General features: G+C 74.3%; 19 protein-coding genes. 10 read left to right on the top strand and 9 right to left on the bottom strand.

Annotation, left to right across the window (positions count from 1 at the left end; translation table 11 throughout):
• The first annotated feature begins 131 nt into the window (after window positions 1–131).
• The 3 genes from AB0C69_RS03830 to AB0C69_RS03820 all read left to right on the top strand — a co-directional run bounded on the left by AB0C69_RS03830 (window position 132) and on the right by AB0C69_RS03820 (window position 3,144).
• Window positions 132–1,748, top strand: a complete 1,617-nt coding sequence (locus AB0C69_RS03830; RefSeq protein WP_360349358.1) for an AMP-binding protein — start codon at window positions 132–134, stop codon at window positions 1,746–1,748.
• Window positions 1,749–1,802: 54 nt separating this feature from the next.
• Complete coding sequence (locus AB0C69_RS03825) at window positions 1,803–2,591, top strand: TIGR03084 family metal-binding protein (protein ID WP_360349355.1); 789 nt, start codon at window positions 1,803–1,805, stop codon at window positions 2,589–2,591.
• Between the two features lie 79 nt (window positions 2,592–2,670).
• Window positions 2,671–3,144 carry a universal stress protein gene (locus tag AB0C69_RS03820; protein ID WP_345172980.1) on the top strand — a complete coding sequence of 158 codons (474 nt, stop codon included), beginning with the start codon at window positions 2,671–2,673 and terminating at the stop codon, window positions 3,142–3,144.
• A gap of 18 nt (window positions 3,145–3,162) precedes the next feature.
• Here AB0C69_RS03820 and AB0C69_RS03815 read toward each other — a convergent pair whose 3' ends face one another.
• Window positions 3,163–3,675, bottom strand: coding sequence for an O-acetyl-ADP-ribose deacetylase (locus AB0C69_RS03815; protein WP_360349351.1), 513 nt, complete (start codon window positions 3,673–3,675; stop codon window positions 3,163–3,165).
• A 253-nt stretch (window positions 3,676–3,928) separates the two neighbouring features.
• On the opposite strand from AB0C69_RS03815, the gene AB0C69_RS03810 reads away from it, so the two are divergent.
• The gene (locus AB0C69_RS03810) at window positions 3,929–4,783 is read left to right on the top strand and encodes an NAD(P)-dependent oxidoreductase (protein WP_360349348.1); all 855 of its coding nucleotides are present in this window, start codon (window positions 3,929–3,931) and stop codon (window positions 4,781–4,783) included.
• 8 nt (window positions 4,784–4,791) lie between these two features.
• Here the strand turns inward: AB0C69_RS03810 and AB0C69_RS03805 are convergent, their stop codons facing one another.
• Complete coding sequence (locus AB0C69_RS03805; protein ID WP_360349344.1) at window positions 4,792–5,553, bottom strand: class III extradiol ring-cleavage dioxygenase; 762 nt, start codon at window positions 5,551–5,553, stop codon at window positions 4,792–4,794.
• Window positions 5,554–5,689: 136 nt separating this feature from the next.
• Here AB0C69_RS03805 and AB0C69_RS03800 point away from each other — a divergent pair, with 136 nt between their 5' ends.
• Window positions 5,690–6,214, top strand: a complete 525-nt coding sequence (locus AB0C69_RS03800) for a MarR family transcriptional regulator (RefSeq protein ID WP_345173123.1) — start codon at window positions 5,690–5,692, stop codon at window positions 6,212–6,214.
• Here AB0C69_RS03800 and AB0C69_RS03795 read toward each other — a convergent pair.
• Both AB0C69_RS03795 and AB0C69_RS03790 read right to left on the bottom strand, forming a co-directional pair.
• Window positions 6,211–7,299, bottom strand: a complete 1,089-nt coding sequence (locus AB0C69_RS03795) for a winged helix DNA-binding domain-containing protein (RefSeq protein ID WP_360349341.1) — start codon at window positions 7,297–7,299, stop codon at window positions 6,211–6,213. The genes AB0C69_RS03800 and AB0C69_RS03795 overlap by 4 nt on opposite strands.
• The gene (locus tag AB0C69_RS03790) at window positions 7,289–7,924 is read right to left on the bottom strand and encodes a TetR/AcrR family transcriptional regulator (protein ID WP_345172970.1); all 636 of its coding nucleotides are present in this window, start codon (window positions 7,922–7,924) and stop codon (window positions 7,289–7,291) included. The genes AB0C69_RS03795 and AB0C69_RS03790 overlap by 11 nt, the downstream gene beginning before the upstream one ends.
• 126 nt (window positions 7,925–8,050) lie before the next feature.
• On the opposite strand from AB0C69_RS03790, the gene AB0C69_RS03785 reads away from it, so the two are divergent.
• Both AB0C69_RS03785 and AB0C69_RS03780 read left to right on the top strand, forming a co-directional pair.
• Window positions 8,051–8,863 (top strand): methyltransferase domain-containing protein, encoded by an 813-nt coding sequence (locus AB0C69_RS03785; protein ID WP_360349337.1) that lies wholly within the window; start codon window positions 8,051–8,053, stop codon window positions 8,861–8,863.
• Window positions 8,864–8,939: 76 nt separating this feature from the next.
• Complete coding sequence (locus AB0C69_RS03780) at window positions 8,940–9,557, top strand: TetR family transcriptional regulator (protein ID WP_360349334.1); 618 nt, start codon at window positions 8,940–8,942, stop codon at window positions 9,555–9,557.
• A 13-nt stretch (window positions 9,558–9,570) separates the two neighbouring features.
• Here AB0C69_RS03780 and trpS read toward each other — a convergent pair whose 3' ends face one another.
• Window positions 9,571–10,602: a tryptophan--tRNA ligase gene (trpS, locus tag AB0C69_RS03775; protein WP_360349331.1), complete on the bottom strand. Its 1,032-nt coding sequence runs from the start codon at window positions 10,600–10,602 to the stop codon at window positions 9,571–9,573.
• 223 nt (window positions 10,603–10,825) lie between these two features.
• On the opposite strand from trpS, the gene AB0C69_RS03770 reads away from it, so the two are divergent.
• The 3 genes from AB0C69_RS03770 to AB0C69_RS03760 all read left to right on the top strand — a co-directional run bounded on the left by AB0C69_RS03770 (window position 10,826) and on the right by AB0C69_RS03760 (window position 13,336).
• Complete coding sequence (locus tag AB0C69_RS03770; protein WP_345172959.1) at window positions 10,826–11,314, top strand: MarR family winged helix-turn-helix transcriptional regulator; 489 nt, start codon at window positions 10,826–10,828, stop codon at window positions 11,312–11,314.
• A gap of 72 nt (window positions 11,315–11,386) precedes the next feature.
• Complete coding sequence (locus tag AB0C69_RS03765; RefSeq protein WP_360349327.1) at window positions 11,387–12,841, top strand: MFS transporter; 1,455 nt, start codon at window positions 11,387–11,389, stop codon at window positions 12,839–12,841.
• Between the two features lie 27 nt (window positions 12,842–12,868).
• A complete protein-coding gene (locus AB0C69_RS03760; RefSeq protein WP_345172955.1) occupies window positions 12,869–13,336 on the top strand; it encodes a TIGR03618 family F420-dependent PPOX class oxidoreductase in 468 nt (155 codons plus the stop codon).
• 37 nt (window positions 13,337–13,373) lie between these two features.
• Here AB0C69_RS03760 and AB0C69_RS03755 read toward each other — a convergent pair whose 3' ends face one another.
• The 4 genes from AB0C69_RS03755 to AB0C69_RS03740 form a co-directional block, all read right to left on the bottom strand.
• Entirely contained in the window at window positions 13,374–14,282 is a 909-nt protein-coding gene (locus AB0C69_RS03755) for a M56 family metallopeptidase (RefSeq protein WP_345172952.1), read from the bottom strand.
• Window positions 14,279–14,662 (bottom strand): BlaI/MecI/CopY family transcriptional regulator, encoded by a 384-nt coding sequence (locus tag AB0C69_RS03750; RefSeq protein ID WP_345172950.1) that lies wholly within the window; start codon window positions 14,660–14,662, stop codon window positions 14,279–14,281. Before AB0C69_RS03750 ends, AB0C69_RS03755 begins: the two co-directional genes overlap by 4 nt.
• Before the next feature lie 38 nt (window positions 14,663–14,700).
• Window positions 14,701–15,378 (bottom strand): response regulator transcription factor, encoded by a 678-nt coding sequence (locus AB0C69_RS03745; protein WP_345172948.1) that lies wholly within the window; start codon window positions 15,376–15,378, stop codon window positions 14,701–14,703.
• Window positions 15,375–15,640: ATP-binding protein (locus AB0C69_RS03740; protein WP_360349322.1), on the bottom strand; the 266-nt coding region annotated here is incomplete at its 5' end. The genes AB0C69_RS03745 and AB0C69_RS03740, both read right to left, overlap by 4 nt.

Here is a 15,640-nt window from a genome sequence, read left to right as displayed (position 1 = left end):
GGGGTAATTGTCGGCGGTCCGGCCCTATGCCTCGTACATCAGTTCACTTCGTGAGATCGCACCCACTGAACCGGATTCGGTAAGTCATCGGTTACGGTGCTGCCGACGCCCCGTCCCCCGGAGGAGTGCCGATGCTCGACCTGGCGACCCTGCACGAGGCCATCGCCGCCGCGATCCCCGACCGCGAGTGCCTGGTGTGGCGCGAGCGCCGGGCCACCTGGCGCGAGGTCGCCGACCGGACGCGGCGGCTGGCGAACGTCCTGCACGCCCACGGGCTCGGCGTGCGCGCCCGGGACGGCGGCGGCGCGGCGCACGAGCCGTGGGAGTCGCCCCACGACCATCTCGCCCTCTACCTGCACAACGGACCCGAGTACCTGGAGGGCCTCGTCGGCGCGCACAAGGCACGGGTCGCGCCGTTCAACGTCAACTACCGGTACGTGGACGACGAGCTGGCCCAGCTGTTCGCCGACGCCCGGCCGGCCGCCGTCCTCTACCACGCGCGGTTCGCGGACGTGATCGGCCGGGTCGTCCGCAGGCTCGGCACCGGCCCGCTCCTGCTCCAGGTGGCGGACGGCTCGGGGGCCGCCCTCCTTCCCGGCGCGCTCGACTACGAGGACGCGCTCGCCGAGGCGTCCCGCGAACCCCTCCCCGTCCGGCCGAGCCCGGACGATCTCCACATCCTCTACACCGGCGGCACGACGGGGCTGCCGAAGGGCGTGCTGTGGCGGATCGGCGACCTGATGACCGGGCCGCTCGGCCTGCGGCGCCGCGACGGCACGCCCCTCACCGACCTCGGCGAGGCGGTCGAGCGGGCCGTCCGCAGCGACGTCCGCGTGCTGGTCGGGCCGCCGCTCATGCACGGCGGGGGCACGTGGTCGGCGCTCGGCGGCTGGTGCGGCGGCGGCTGCGTGGTGTTCCCCGACCGGGTGGACGGCCTGGACGCCGCCGACCTGATGGCCACCGCCGAGCGCGAGCGCGCCACCCGGATGCCGCTGGTCGGGGACGCGTTCGCCCGTCCGATCGTGGCGGCCCTGGAGGCGCGCCCGCACGACCTCGGCTCCCTGCGGACGCTGATCAACTCCGCGGCGGGCGTCAGCCCGGGGGTGAAGGCGCGGCTCCTCGAACTCCTCCCTCACGCCCGGCTCGTGGACGTCCTCGGCTCCTCCGAGAGCGGCTTCCAGGTCACCCGGCACGGCCCGGCGGCGCGGACGTTCCGCGCGGCGCCGGGCACGGCCGTGCTCAGCGCGGACCGGTCCCGGCGGCTCGCCCCCGGCGAGGACGAGCTCGGCTGGCTGGCCAAGGGCGGCGACGCGATCCCGCTCGGCTACCTCGGCGACCCGGTGAAGACCGCGTCGACCTTCCTCACCGTGGACGGCGAGCGCCTCGTCGTCGCGGGCGACCGGGCCCGGCTCCTCGCCGACGGCGCCGTCGAGGTGCACGGGCGCGAGGCCACCACGATCAACACCGGCGGCGAGAAGGTGTTCGCGGAGGAGGTCGAGACCGTCCTGCGCGGGCTGCCCGGCGTCACCGACGCGCTGGTGGTCGGCCGCCCGAGCGAGCGCTGGGGGACGGAGATCGTCGCGGTGGTCGGCCCGTCCGGCGCCCCGTCCGACCGGGAGCTGCGCGCGGGCTGCGCCGTCCATCTCGCCCGCTACAAGATCCCGAAGGCGTTCGTGCGGACCGACCGCGGGCTGCGGCTGCCGAACGGGAAGGCCGACTACGCCGCCGCGCGCGAGCTCCTCGGCTGAACGGGATTCCGTCCGGCCCTGTACCGGCCGCCCCCGGCACGGGATCATGGCGGGATGCCGGACCTGACGCTCCTGCTCGCCGACCTCGCCGCCGAGGGCGACTCCGTCGACGCCCTGGTCGCGCCGCTGGCCGCCGGCCGCTGGGCCGACCCGACCCCGGCCGAGGGCTGGACGATCGCGCACCAGATCGCGCACCTGGCCTGGACGGACGCGCAGGCCGTCGTCGCGGCCACCGACGCCGCCGCGTTCGCGGGGATCGTCGAGGAGGCCATGGCCGACCCCGGCGGCTACGTCGAGGCCGGCGCGCGGGAGGGCGCCCGGGAGGAGCCCGCCCGCCTGCTCGCCCGCTGGCGGGAGAGCCGCACCCGGATGGTGGAGGCGCTGGCCGCCGTCCCGCCGGGAACGCGCCTGCCCTGGTTCGGCCCCCCGATGAGCGCCGCGTCCATGGCGACCGCGCGGCTCATGGAGACCTGGGCGCACGGCGAGGACGTCGCCGACGCGCTCGGCGAGCGCCGCGCGCCCACGTCCCGCCTCCGGCACGTCGCGCACATCGGCGTCCGCACCCGCGACTTCGCGTTCCGCACCCGGGGCCTGGAGCCCCCGGCCGAGGAGTTCCGCGTCGTCCTGCGAGGACCGGACGGCGACGAGTGGACCTGGGGCCCGCCGGACGCCCGCCAGTCGGTCACCGGCCCCGCCCTCGACTTCTGCCACGCGGTGACCCAGCGCCGCCACCGCGCCGACCTGGACCTCACCGCGACCGGCCCCGACGCCGACCGCTGGCTGGACGTGGCGCAGGCCTTCGCGGGCCCGCCCGGCGCCGGCCGCGCCCCGGCGCGCGGCTGAGCGGGTCCCGCGCCTGAGAGATTCGCCACTGACCTCCGCGTTCGCGTTCGCGGCGCGCGGCGGTGGAGAAGTTGATCGTATGACAGTTCTCATCGCATACGACGGTTCTGACGACGCGCGGGCGGCCGTGGAGTACGTCGCGCGGCACCTGCGCCCCGGCCCGACCGTGATCATGACCGTGTGGGAGCCGCTGCTGACCCAGATCTCCTGGGCGCCGCTGGCCGCCGCGGTGCCCGTGGCGGGCAGGATCGACGAGGGCGAGCAGTACGAGGAGGAGAAGCAGGCGGAGCGGCTCGCCCAGCAGGGCGCCGACATCGCCGCCAAGGCGGGGCTGACCGACGTGGCGGTGCGCGCCGAGCGCGGCGGCGGGCCGGTGTGGGCCGCGATCGTGGACGTGGCGGAGGAGCTGAACGCCTCCCTCGTCGTCACCGGCTCCCGCGGTCTGGCGGGGGCCCGGTCGGTGATCCTGGGCAGCGTGTCCACCCGCGTGCTGCACCATGCCCACCGCCCGGTCCTGGTGGTGCCGCCGCCGAAGGGCGACGACGAGGGCTGAGCGTTCCCCCGGGGAGCGCTAGAGCGCTCCCACGACACGCTCGAAGGCGTCGTAGGCGGCCTCGGTGAACAGGACGAAGCGGGCGTCCATCACCTGGGTCGGGGTGCCCCGGACGGTGCCGACCGCGATGCGGGCGGCGTCGTCCATGGGCCAGCCGTAGATGCCGGCCGACACGGCGGGGAAGGCGATCGAGTCGACGCCCAGCTCGTCGGCGACGCGGAGGGACTCGCGGTAGCAGGAGGCGAGCTGGTGGGAGCGGTCCTCGGAGGAGGAGTACACGGGGCCGACGGTGTGGATCACCCACGCGGCGGGCAGCAGGCCCGCCGTCGTGGCCACCGCCTGGCCGGTCGGCAGGCCGCCGCCGTAGTGCGACGAGCGGAGCCGGCGGCACTCCTCCAGGATCTCCGGACCGCCCCTGCGGTGGATCGCGCCGTCCACCCCGCTCCCGCCCAGCAGCGACGAGTTCGCCGCGTTCACGACCGCGCCGACCCTCTGCTCGGTGATGTCGCCGTGGACAAGAGTGATCTTCATGTGCCGCCGATCCTTCGCAGTGCCGAATCCCGTCAGAGAACAAGAATTCTCGCCCGCGGCGCACGCGAAACGCGTTCGGGCGCTTCCCGGCGGTACGCTCATGGCGGACGAGCCGCCGGGGGGCGGTGTGGCCCGTCCGACTTCGTCCGGCCGGACGCAGGGGGGTGTCCATGCGGAACGCCGGGCGTGACCAGTGCTGGCAGACCCCACAGCAGACGATGCACGATGGCGTGAAAGTCGCGGAGGTACCCCCTTGAAGATTCTCCTCGCCGGAGCGACCGGAGTAGTCGGCCGCCGGCTGATCCCGCTGCTCGTCCAGGCGGGCCACGAGGTCGCAGGGACGACACGCCGAACCGAACGCACCGGCATGGTCCGCGACCTCGGGGCCGCGCCGGTCGTGCTGGACGTGCTCGACGCCGCCGCGGTGCGCGAGGTCATGGAGGCCGAGCGCCCCGACGCCGTGGTCCACCAGCTCACCGACCTCAGCGCCGAGGACTTCCAGGCCAACTCGCACCTGCGGATCGTGGGCACCCGCAACCTGGTCGACGCGGCGAAGGCCGCCGGCGTGCGGACCATGGTCGCGCAGAGCATCGCCTGGCTGTACGTGCCGGGCGACGCGCCCGCCGTCGAGACCGACCCGCTCGACTCGCACCTGCCGCCCTACGCGGGCATCGCGGCGCTGGAGCAGGCCGTCTCGGAGATGCCGCACGGCGTCGTCCTGCGGTACGGGGCGCTCTACGGCCCCGGCACCTGGTACGCCCCCGACGGCGCGATCGCCGAGCGGGTGCGGGCGGGCGGCCTGCGCGAGGCGCCGTCCTGGACGTCGTTCGTGCACGTCGACGACGCGGCGTCGGCGGCGCTCGCCGCCCTGGAGTGGCCGGCCGGGCCCGTCAACATCGTCGACGACGAGCCGGCGACCACGGCGGACTGGCTGCCGGTCTACAGCGCGGCGCTCGGCGCGCCCAGCCCGGGCAGCGCCGGCAAGCACGCGGCGGCGACGGGCCGTCCGGCGTCCAACGCCAGGGCGCTGAGCCTCGGCTGGAAGCCGCGGGTCGCGTCCTGGCGCACCGGTTTCGCGCGGATGGACGTGCCCGTCCGGACCGACTGACCTCCCGGTCAGCCGAACTGGAACGAGCGCTTGGCCAGTCCGAGCCAGTAGCCGTCGATGACCGACCGCCGTCCCGAGGCGGCGTCGGCGTCGGCGCCGAGCGCCACGAACAGGGGCGCGAAGTGCTCCGTCCGGGGGTGCGCGATGCGCGCCGCCGGGGCCTTGGCGCGGAAGTCGAGCAGGGAGTCGACGTCGCCGCCCCGCACGGCCCGGTCCGTCCACTCGTCGAACTCCGCCGACCAGGCGGGCGGCGCCGCGTCCGGGTCCGGGCGCATCTCCCGCAGGTTGTGCGTGGTGAAACCGCTCCCGACGATGAGGACGCCCTGGTCGCGCAGCGGCGCGAGGCTCCGCCCGATCTCGAAGAGCCGCTCGGGCTCCAGGGTGGGCATCGACATCTGCAGCACGGGGACGTCGGCGTCCGGGTACATCTCCACGAGCGGGACGTACGCGCCGTGGTCCAGCCCCCGCTGCTCGTCCTGGTGGACGCCGGGGATCAGCTTGCGCACGTCGTCGGCGAGGGCCGGCGCGCCGGGCGCGTCGTACCGGACGTCGTAGTAGCGCTGGGGGAAGCCCCAGAAGTCGTACACGAGCGGCACCGGCCGGGTCGCGCCGATGCTCAGCGGCGCCTCCTCCCAGTGCGCCGACACCATGAGGATCGCCTCCGGCCTCGGCAGTTCCGCCGACCAGCGGGCCAGCTCGGCGGTCCACCGGTCGTCGTCGGCCAGCGGAGGCGCGCCGTGGCTGAGATAGAGCACCGGCATCCTGGTCATGTCCACCCTCCCCTTACTTGAGAGTTCAACCATACTCGACATCATTGAACTTTCAAGTCTTGAGGGTTCAAATGCCGGGTAGAGTGGAGGCATGGCCGAGACGATGACCGGCGACGGGACGACGACCGACGAGACGATGACCGGCGAGACCACCGGCGAGGCGACCGGCGGGACGACGGCCGAGCCGCGCTGGCTCGACGACGACGAGCAGGAGACCTGGCGCGCCTTCCTGTGGACGTCCCGGCTGCTCGGCGAGGCGCTCGACCGCCAGCTCCAGCGCGACTCGGGCCTGCCGCACGCCTACTACATGATCCTGGCGATGCTGTCGGAGGCGCCCGGCCGCGCGCTGACGATGACCGAGCTCGCCGAGATCGTCCACTCGTCCCCGAGCCGCCTGTCGCACGCGGTGAACCGGCTGGAGGAGGCCGGCTGGGTGAGCCGGTGCAAGCCCGCCGCCGACCGGCGCACCACGATCGCCCACCTCACCGACGAGGGCTTCGCCGTCCTCGCGAAGGCGGCGCCGGGCCACGTCGCCGAGGTCAGGCGCCACCTGTTCGACCCGCTCACCCGCGAGCAGATGCTGGCCTACCGCGAGATCCTGCACGCCCTCCTGGGATCCCTCGACCCGAACCGCGAGGCGCCGTGCGCCCGCGAGGGCTAGACGAACTCCACGCCGTGCGACTTCGCCTTGGGGTGCGCGGCGGCGAGCAGGCGCATGCCCTCCTCCTCCAGCGCGGCGCGCTCCGGCGCCGGGACGGGGGCGAACGGCTCGATCCGCAGGACCGCCTCGCCGCGCCCCTTCTCGATCTTCCACATGCCGTGGACGAAGCCGTCCACGAGGAACGTCGCCCGGATGATGCCGTTGACGGTGAAGACGCGCCTGCGGTGCTCCTCGGAGATGATCCGCGCCCGGTCGGCGTGGGACAGCAGCAGGTTGTCGAAGTCGGGGACGAACCGGACCGGCGCCTCCGCGCCGGGACCGGGGCGCGGCGCGTCCGGCAGGTCGTACAGCGTCCTGCCGTCCTCGTCGCGGAAGGTCACCAGCTCCGGCCCGAGCCGCTCGACGACCTCGCCGAGGCGCGTGAGCCCGGCCCACTGCTGGACGTCCTGGACGCTCGCGGGCCCGAACGCCCCCAGGTAGCGCCGCACGAGGTCGTCCAGGGACGGGTCGGGCGCCGCGGGCCCGAGCCAGTTCTCCAGCGTCGTGTGCCGGGCGGTCCCGGACGAGCCCCAGATCCCCCGCGGCGGGACCTGCACGAGCGGCAGCCGGCAGCGGACGGCCCACGCCAACAGCGCCGGGTCCTCGTCCGGCCACCGTTCGGCCAGTAGCGCGCGCAAATCCTTGTCGGAGCGCGGCTCCTCCTCCAGCAGGGCCCGCGCCCACGCCGTGACGGCCTCCAGGTCGAGGTGCCCCAGTTCGGCCGCCCGCGCCTTCAGATAGTTGTCGAGGATGACCTGGGTGATCGGCCGCAGAGCGCGGGCGTCGCGGGCGCTGACCAGGTGCAGCGTCCCGCGCATCAGGACCATCCGCAGCGCCCGGCGGTCGGCGATCAGCTCCCCGGCCTCGTCGAGCGCGTAGTCCGCGAGCCGCGTCCACAGCCCGATGTGGGGCGGGTTCGGGGCCTGCGCCTGCAGGCCGACCAGATGCTCGATCGCCTCCAGCGCGGGCATGGCGTGCCGCTCCAGCAGGAGCTGGCGGGCCAGCAGTGCGCGGTTGAGCGCGCGTCGTCCCAGCTCAGTCGTCATAACGGGTGACCAGCTCCTGCCAGCTCGGCGCGGGACCGGGCGGTTCCGGCCGGTCCGCGAGGTTCAGGGCGTCCAGGAACAGCGCCAGGTAGCGGTGCCGCAGCCGGTTCATCCGCTCGTCGTCCCCGATCCGGATGCCGTGCAGGTGTTCGAGGATCACCGAGACGTCGCCGACCTCGATCCCGGGGCGCAGCGCGCCCGCTTCCCGGGTGCGCTCCAGCAGCCGCCGCGTCGCGACGTGGATCTCCCGGCCCTTGCGGCTCATGTCCTCGGTGACCTCGAAGCCGCCCGCCAGCCGCATGGTGAGCGAGCCCGCTCCGATGTCCAGGCAGCGGCGCATGAACGCGGCGAACGCCTCCCACGCGTCGCCGTCGTCGTCCAGGGCCGCCTCCACCTCGGCGAGGTAGCGGTCCATGCCCTCGTCGGCCAGCTTCTGGAGCAGGTCCTCCTTGCTCTTGTAGCGCCGGTACAGCGCGCTGATCCCCACCCCGGCGTGCTCGGCCACCGCCGAGATCGGCGCGCCGGGGTCGGCGGTGAACACCGCCCGCGCCGCCTCCTTGATCAGCTCGTCGTTGCGGGCGGCCTGCGCCTTCCGCCCGCTCATGGGCTCCCGTGCCGTCTCCATGCCCGCCATCCTAGCGGAACGAAGAATTCCGTTCTACGTCTGGGAACCGGCGGCCTTGACCGGGCCGCCGTCCGCCTCCATTATGAACACACGTTCATGAACAAGTGTTCACATGAAGGAGACAGGATGACGGAGATCGTCAACACCCACCAGGCGGAGGCGTGGAACGGGTACGAGGGCGAGCACTGGGCCGAGAACCACGACCGGTACGACGCCATGAACTGCGGGTTCAACGACGCCCTGCTGGAGGCGGCGCGGATCGGGCCGCGCGACCGGGTCCTCGACATCGGCTGCGGGAACGGGCAGATCACCCGGCTCGCGGCGAGGCGGGCGTCCCTCGGCAGCGCGACGGGCGTCGACCTGTCCCGGCCGATGCTCGCCCGCGCCCGCTCCCTCGCCGGGAGGGAGGGCGTCGCGAACGTGGCCTTCGAGCGGGGCGACGCGCAGGTGCACCCGTTCCCCGCGGCCGGCTTCGACGTCGCCCTCAGCCGGTTCGGGATCATGTTCTTCACCGACCCGGTCGCCGCGTTCGGCAACGTCCGGCGGGCCCTGCGCGAGGGCGGCCGGCTGGCGTTCCTGTGCATGACGCCCCCCGCCGAGAGCGACATGGCGGCCCTCGCGGCCGCGCTCCCGCCCCTGGACCGTCCGCCCGTCGGGCACGGCGGCCCGCTGTCGCTCTCCGACCCCGACCGCATCGAGGCGGTTCTCGGCGGCGCCGGTTTCCACGACGTGTCCAGCCGCAGGGTCGAGGCCGAACAGGTCTGGGGACGGGACGCCCGCGACGCCGGGGAGTTCTTCGCCGGGTGGGGGCCGATCCGCCACAACTACGGCGCGGGCGAGGAGGTGCGCGTCGCCCTCGTCGAGGCGATGCGCTCCTTCGAGCGCGACGGCGCCGTCCGCCTGCGCGCCACCGCGTGGCTGGTCACGGCACGGCGATGAGGCGCGCCACCGGGCGGCGGCCCCCGCCCGGACTCGCCGCGCACGGGTCCGGGGCCGCTCATTACGATGCGGGGTGATGTCACCTCGAAGAGCGGCGGCGCTGGGCGCCGGCGACCGCACCCTGCGCGACCACCTGATCGCCACGGCCGAGCGGATGATCGCCGAGCGCGGGACGGCGGGCCTGACCGTCCGGGCGATCGCGCGGGAGGCCGGCGTCGCCGACGGCGTCCTCTACAACCACTTCGCCGACAAGGAGGAGCTGCTCGCGCACGCGCTGCGGGCGCACGCCGAGTCGGTCGCGCGGCCGCTCGGCCCCCTGCCCGAGCCCGGCGCCGGCACGGTCGAGGAGAACCTGCGCGCGTACGTGGCGTACGGTCTCGCCCTGCACGACGGGATGCTGCCCGCGCTGGCCGGGCTGGTCGGGCACCCGGCCGTCCTCGCCCGGTTCGCGGCGCTGAGCGGCGGGGGCGACACCTGGCGGGACCGGCTCGCCGCCTACCTGCGCGGCGAGCGCGACCTCGGCCGCCTCGCCCCGCAGGCCCGGGTCGAGGCGGCGGCCTCGCTGATCGTCGGCGCGTGCCACGAGCCGGTGCTGTCGGTGCTGTTCCAGGGCCAGGGCCTCGCGCACCGCGTGTCGCCGGACGTCGTGGACGACCTCGTCGCGACCGTCCTCAACGGCCTCGCCCCCCGCTAGGGCGCCCCGCTCCTCACGACGCCATCGCCTCCCTGACCTCCGCCAGCGTGCGGTCCGCGATCGCGTTGGCGCGCTCGTCTCCCTCCGCAAGGACCTGGCGCAGGTACGCGCGGTCGGCGGCCAGCTCGGCGCGGCGGGCGCGGATCGGGCGCAGGAACTCGTTCACCGAGTCGGTCACGACCTTCTTCAGCGCCGCCGAGCCGCCGTCGCCGATCTCGGCGGCGACGGCGTGCGGGTCGCGGTCCTGGCAGAGCGCGGCGAGCAGCACCAGCCCGGAGACCTCCGGGCGGGTCTCAGGCGCGTAGGCGATGGTCCGGTCGGCGTCGGTCACGGCCCGCCTGATCAGCCGTGCCGTCTCGTCCTCGGTGGCGGAGAGCGCGACGGCGTTGCCGCGGCTCTTGCTCATCTTGCGGCCGTCGGTTCCGAGCAGGAGCGGCGCGGACGACAGCAGGGCGTCCGGCACCGGGAAGACGGGCCCGTAGCGCTCGTTGAAGCGGCGCGCGACGGTCCGGGTGATCTCCTGGTGCGGGAGCTGGTCCCGGCCGACGGGCACCAGGTTGGCCTTGCAGAACAGGATGTCGGCGGCCTGGTGGACGGGGTAGGTGAACATCAGCCCGCTGACGGCCGCCTGCCGGGACGTCGCGATCTCGTCCTTCACCGTGGGGTTGCGGCTCAGCTCCGCGATCGACACCAGCGACAGGAACGGCAGCATGAGCTGGTTCAGCGCGGGGACGGAGCTGTGCCGGAAGATCGTCGCCTGGGCCGGGTCGATCCCGGCCGCGAGGTAGTCGGCGACCAGGCCCTCGACGTACTCCGACAGGTGGTCGGCGACGTCCCGGTCGGTGAGCACCTGGTAGTCGGCCACGAGCACGAACAGCTCCACGCCCGCGCGCTGGAGCCGCACCCGGTTGGCCAGGGTGCCGAAGTAGTGCCCGAGGTGCAGCGGGCCGGTGGGGCGGTCGCCGGTCAGGATCCGGAAGGCTCCGGGGTCGACCGCGATGCGTTCTTCCAGCTCGCGGCTGCGGGCTTCAGGGGTGGTGTCCATGGGGTCCTCCTCGTCGGGTCCGGCCGTCCGCCGGTCCGGTCCCGGTTCGCCGAGGAGGAGAAAGGGCCGCCCAGCGGACGGCCCGATCGCATGCGTCGTTGTGGCCGTCCTAGGACGGCCACCAGCCGAGACATGCGGTGCGCTTCACCCCTCGATGCTACTCCACCGGATGCGCGGGCTGCCAGATAATCTAGAACGGAACCATCTTGGGTAGGCTGGGCGCATGACCTCGATGGCCCCCGCCCGCACGCAGACGGACCTGTCCTTCCTGCTCGACCACACCAGCCACGTGCTGCGCGGCCGCATGACCGCGGCGCTCGCGGAGATCGGGCTGACGCCGCGCATGCACTGCGTCCTGGTGCACGCGCTGGAGGAGGAGCGCACCCAGATCCAGCTCGCCGAGATCGGCGACATGGACAAGACCACCATGGTCGTGACCGTGGACGCGCTGGAGAAGGCCGGGCTCGCCGAGCGGCGCCCCTCGTCCCGGGACCGGCGGGCCCGGATCATCGCCGTCACCGAGGAGGGCGCGCGGGTCGCCGCCCGCAGCCAGGAGATCGTGGACGGCGTCCACGCGGCGGCCCTCGGCTCGCTGCCGGACGACCAGCGCGAGGCTCTCGTCCGCGCACTGAACACCCTGGTCACCGGGCATCTGGCCACCCCGCCGGAGGCGTCGGCGCCGGCCCGGCGGGCCCGCGAGCGCCAGAAATAAGCCCGTCCCAGATCGTCTGTAACAAAACCATCTGCTACGGTCTCTCCTGTACCTCCCGACAGGAGATGACCAATGCCCTCCCTCTCGCTCTCCCCGCTCCGCTCCCGATGGGCGGCGCTCGGCGTGCTGTCGGCCACGATGCTGATGACCATCCTCGACGGCAGCATCGTCACGGTCGCCGCCCCCGCCATCCAGGACGACCTCGGCTTCTCGCCCGCCGGGCTCAGCTGGATCATGAACGCCTACCTGATCCCCCTCGGCGGCCTGCTGCTCCTCGCCGGACGGCTCGGCGACCTCGTCGGCCGCCGCACGCTGTTCCTCGCCGGGAACGCCGTCTTCACCGCGGCGTCGGTGCTGGCGGGCGCCGCCACCTCGTCCGGCCTGCTGATCGCCGCTCGGTTCCTGCAGGGCGTCGGCAGCGCCCTCGCCTCCGCCGTCGTGCTCGGCATCCTCGTGACGCTGTTCGCCGACCCCCGCGAACGGACGAAGGCGATCGGGGTGTTCAGCTTCACCGGCGCGGCCGGCGCCTCCATCGGGCAGGTGCTCGGCGGCGTGCTCACCGACGCGCTGAGCTGGCACTGGATCTTCCTGATCAACCTGCCGATCGGCCTCGCCGTGATGCTGCTCGCCCTCCCCGCGCTCCCCCGCGACCGGGGCGCCGGCCTGGCCGCCGGCGCCGACGTCGCGGGCGCGGCGCTCGTCACGTCCGGGCTGATGCTCGGCATCTACACGGTCGTCAAGGTCGAGCGGTTCGGCTGGCTCTCGGCGCACACGCTCGGCCTCGGCGCCGTGTCGCTGCTGCTGCTCGCCGGGTTCGCCGTCCGCCAGTCCCGCGCCGCGACCCCGCTGATGCCGCTGCGGATCCTGCGCTCCCGCAACGTGTCCGGCGCCTACGTCGTCCAGCTGCTGACCCTGTCGGCGATGTTCTCGTTCCAGGTGATCGTCGCCCTCTACATGCAGCAGGTCCTCGGCTACAGCGCGCTCGGCACCGGCCTCGCGATGCTCCCCGCCGCCGTCTCGATCGGCGCGGTGTCGCTGCTGGCCTCCGCCCGGCTCTCCAACCGCTTCGGCGAGCGCTTCGTGCTGGTCGCCGGGCTCGTCCTGCTCATCGGCGCGATGGCCTGGCTCACGACCGTCCCGGTGGACGCCGACTACGTCACCGACCTGCTCCCGGTCTTCGTGCTGATCGCCGGCGGCGGGCTCGTGCTGCCGTCCCTGACCGGGCTCGGCATGTCCAGCGCCCGTCCCGAGGACGCGGGCCTGGCGTCCGGCCTGTTCAACACCGTCCAGCAGGTCGGGATGGCGCTCGGCGTCGCGGTCATGACCACGCTCGCGGCGTCCCGCGTCGCGTCCCTGCGGGCGGACGGGCGGGACACCGCCGCCGCCCTCACCGGCGGCTACCACCTGGCGTTCACCGTCTCGGCCGGCCTGCTGGTCGCCGCGCTCGCGGTGTCGCTGCTCGTCCTCCGCCGCCCGGCGCCGGCGGCCGCCGCCGCGCCCGTCGAGTCGGTCCCCACCACCGTCTGACCCCACCACCACCTGAAGGAGATCACGATGACCGAGTACGGCCCCGGCCAGGGACCCGGCCCCAAGCCCGTCGGCGAGGACGAGCTGTCCCGCCTCCTCGGCGAGCAGCAGTTCGGCGTCCTCGCCACGAACAGGAAGAGCGGCCACCCCCACGTGTCCACGGTCGTCTACACGTGGGACCCGGACGAGCGCGTCGTGCGGATCTCCACGACGGCCGATCGGGCGAAGGTGAAGCAGCTCCGGCGCGACCCGCGCGCCGCCCTGCACGCCTCCGGCCCCGGCCACCTGTCGTTCGCGGTCGCCGAGGGCGCCGCGGAGCTGTCCGCCGTCAGCGAGGAGCCCGGGGACGCGACCGGGCGCGAGCTGCTCGCGATGACGCCGGGCTTCGACGACCCGGCGGACGAGCGGGCGTTCCTGGAGCAGATGGTGAAGGACCGGCGGCTGGTCATCCGCCTGCGCGTCGCCCGCCTCTACGGCACGGTCCTGGCCGACTAGCGGCAGGCGAGCGAAGTGGGCCGGGACTGCGAAAAGACTAGTGCGGCAGGACCAGGAGCAGCAGCGGGAGGACGGCGATGACCGGGACGGCGACCGACGCGGCGAGGCGGGTCCGGCGGGGCAGCGGCTCCGGCTCCAGCAGCCGGTTCACCCGCGCCATCACCGGGATGTCGCTGTGGGAGGCGACGCCGAGCGTGCCGGACGGCGCGGCGGCCGGGCGGGCGGCCGCGAAGCGCAGCAGCGCGGTCGCCAGCTCGCGCGGCGGCCGGCCGTGCCGGGCGCGGTCGTCGGCGGCCATCTCGATCAGCAGCTCCACCGCGTCCAGGCACCGCCCGACCAGCCGGAACTGCGGGAAGACCTGGCGCAGCGACGCGAACGGCAGCAGCACCAGGTCGTGGCGCTCGCGGGCGTGCGCGCGCTCGTGCGCGAGGACCGCGGCCAGCTCGCCGCGGTCGAGCAGCTCCAGCGTCCCGGCGCTGACGACGACCTTGGACGAGCGGACGCCCGGCACGCAGTACGCCGCGGCGCCGGGGTGGTCGAGGACGAGGGTGCCGGGCACCGAGGAGTCGCGGCGCGACACCAGCGCGAGCAGGGCCCGGTGCCGCCTCCGGGCCCGCACGACCCGCAGCACCGCGAACATCAGCATGACCAGCAGCACGCCGGTCAGGCTGATCGCGGCGAGCAGGGCCGCCACCTGCGCCGGGTTGAGCCGGGCCGCCTGGTCGTCGTACAGGCCGGGCAGCCCGCCGAGGACGCCCTTGCGGTACGGCAGGAGGGCGAGCCCGAGCAGGGCGCCGATCGTGGCGACGCCCCAGCACAGCCCGAGGGCCTGCCAGAGCGCGATCCCGATCCGGGGCGTGCGCCACGTCCACCGGGCCCGGGACAGCAGGTGCGCCCCGCCGACGGTCCCCAGTGAGATCAATGCGAGCAGGGCGGTGCCGGTCATGCCGGAGGTTCCTTACCGGTGAGGCCCGCGAGGGTCTGGCGGATCACGTCGATCTCGTCCCGCGACACGGAGCGGACGAAGTGCGCGAGCGCCGCGTCGCGGTCACCGGTCTCGTTCAGGGCCCCGAGCATCAGCTCGGTGACGTACATCTCGCGGCTCGCCACCGGGTGGTAGCGCCAGGCGCGGCCGTCGCGCTCGCGTTCCAGGAAGCCCTTCTTCGCGAGCCTGTCGAGGACGGTCATGACCGTGGTGTGCGCGAGGTCCCGGTCGTCGGCGAGGGCACGGCTCACGTCGCGCGCGGTGGCCGCCTGGTGCCCGGCTTCCTGCCGCGCCCACAGGACCTCCATGACCGTGCGTTCAAGCTCTCCCAGACCCTTCACGCGTCCCAGATTATCCGACGGCCACCGCGCTGACCACGTCAGGTAGTACTACCGCCCGTAGGGGGCGCGACGAGGCCGGACTCGTAGGCGATGATGACGAGCTGGACGCGGTCGCGGGCGGCGAGCTTGGCGAGCAGCCGCGCGACGTGCGCCTTCGCGGTGGCCACGCTGATCACCAGCTCCGCGGCGATCTCCTGGTTGGACAGGCCGCGCCCGACCAGGGTCAGCACCTCCCGCTCTCGCTCGGTGACGCCCTCCACGTGCCGGGGGCGTCCCGCGGCCGGTCGCGGACGCGCCGCGAACTCCTCGATCAGCCGGCGGGTGACGCTCGGCGCGATCAGGGCGTCCCCGGCCGCGACGACGCGGATCGCCGCGAGGATCTCCTCCAGCGCCATGTCCTTGACGAGGAAGCCGCTGGCGCCCGCCCGGAGCGAGCCGTAGACGTAGTCGTCGTCGTCGAAGGTCGTCAGCATCAGCACGCGGGCGGTGCCGGGCCCCGCGCCGCGGATCCGGCGGGTGGCCTCGATGCCGTCCATGTCGGGCATGCGGATGTCCATCACGACCACGTCCGGGGCCAGGTCCGCCGCGAGGCGGACCGCCTCGGCGCCCGTCCCGGCCTCGCCCGCGATCTCCAGGTCGGGGGTGTCGGCGATCAGGACGCGCAGCCCGGCGCGGATCAGCGGCTGGTCGTCGGCCAGCAGGACGCGGATCGTCATGCGGCCGCCGGCGCCGGGATCCGCGCCGCCACCCGGAACCCCCCGCCGGGCCGCGGGCCCGCGGCGAACTCGCCGCGCAGCAGGGCGACGCGCTCCCGCATCCCGACGAGGCCGTACCCGGTGCCGACCACGCCGCCGGCCCCGTCGTCCTCGATCTCGACGGCCAGCTCGCCGTCGCCGTAGCCGATCGTCACCCGGCAGCGGTCGGTGCCCGCGTGCCGGACGACGTTCGTGACCGCCTCCTGGACACGATCCGGTGGGG

Source organism: Actinomadura sp. NPDC048032 (genome assembly GCF_040653175.1).
Taxonomy (GTDB): Bacteria; Actinomycetota; Actinomycetes; order Streptosporangiales; family Streptosporangiaceae; genus Spirillospora; species Spirillospora verrucosospora.
The sequence above is the reverse complement of the archived record's forward strand: the minus strand, read 5'-3'. Positions and strand labels throughout refer to the sequence as shown.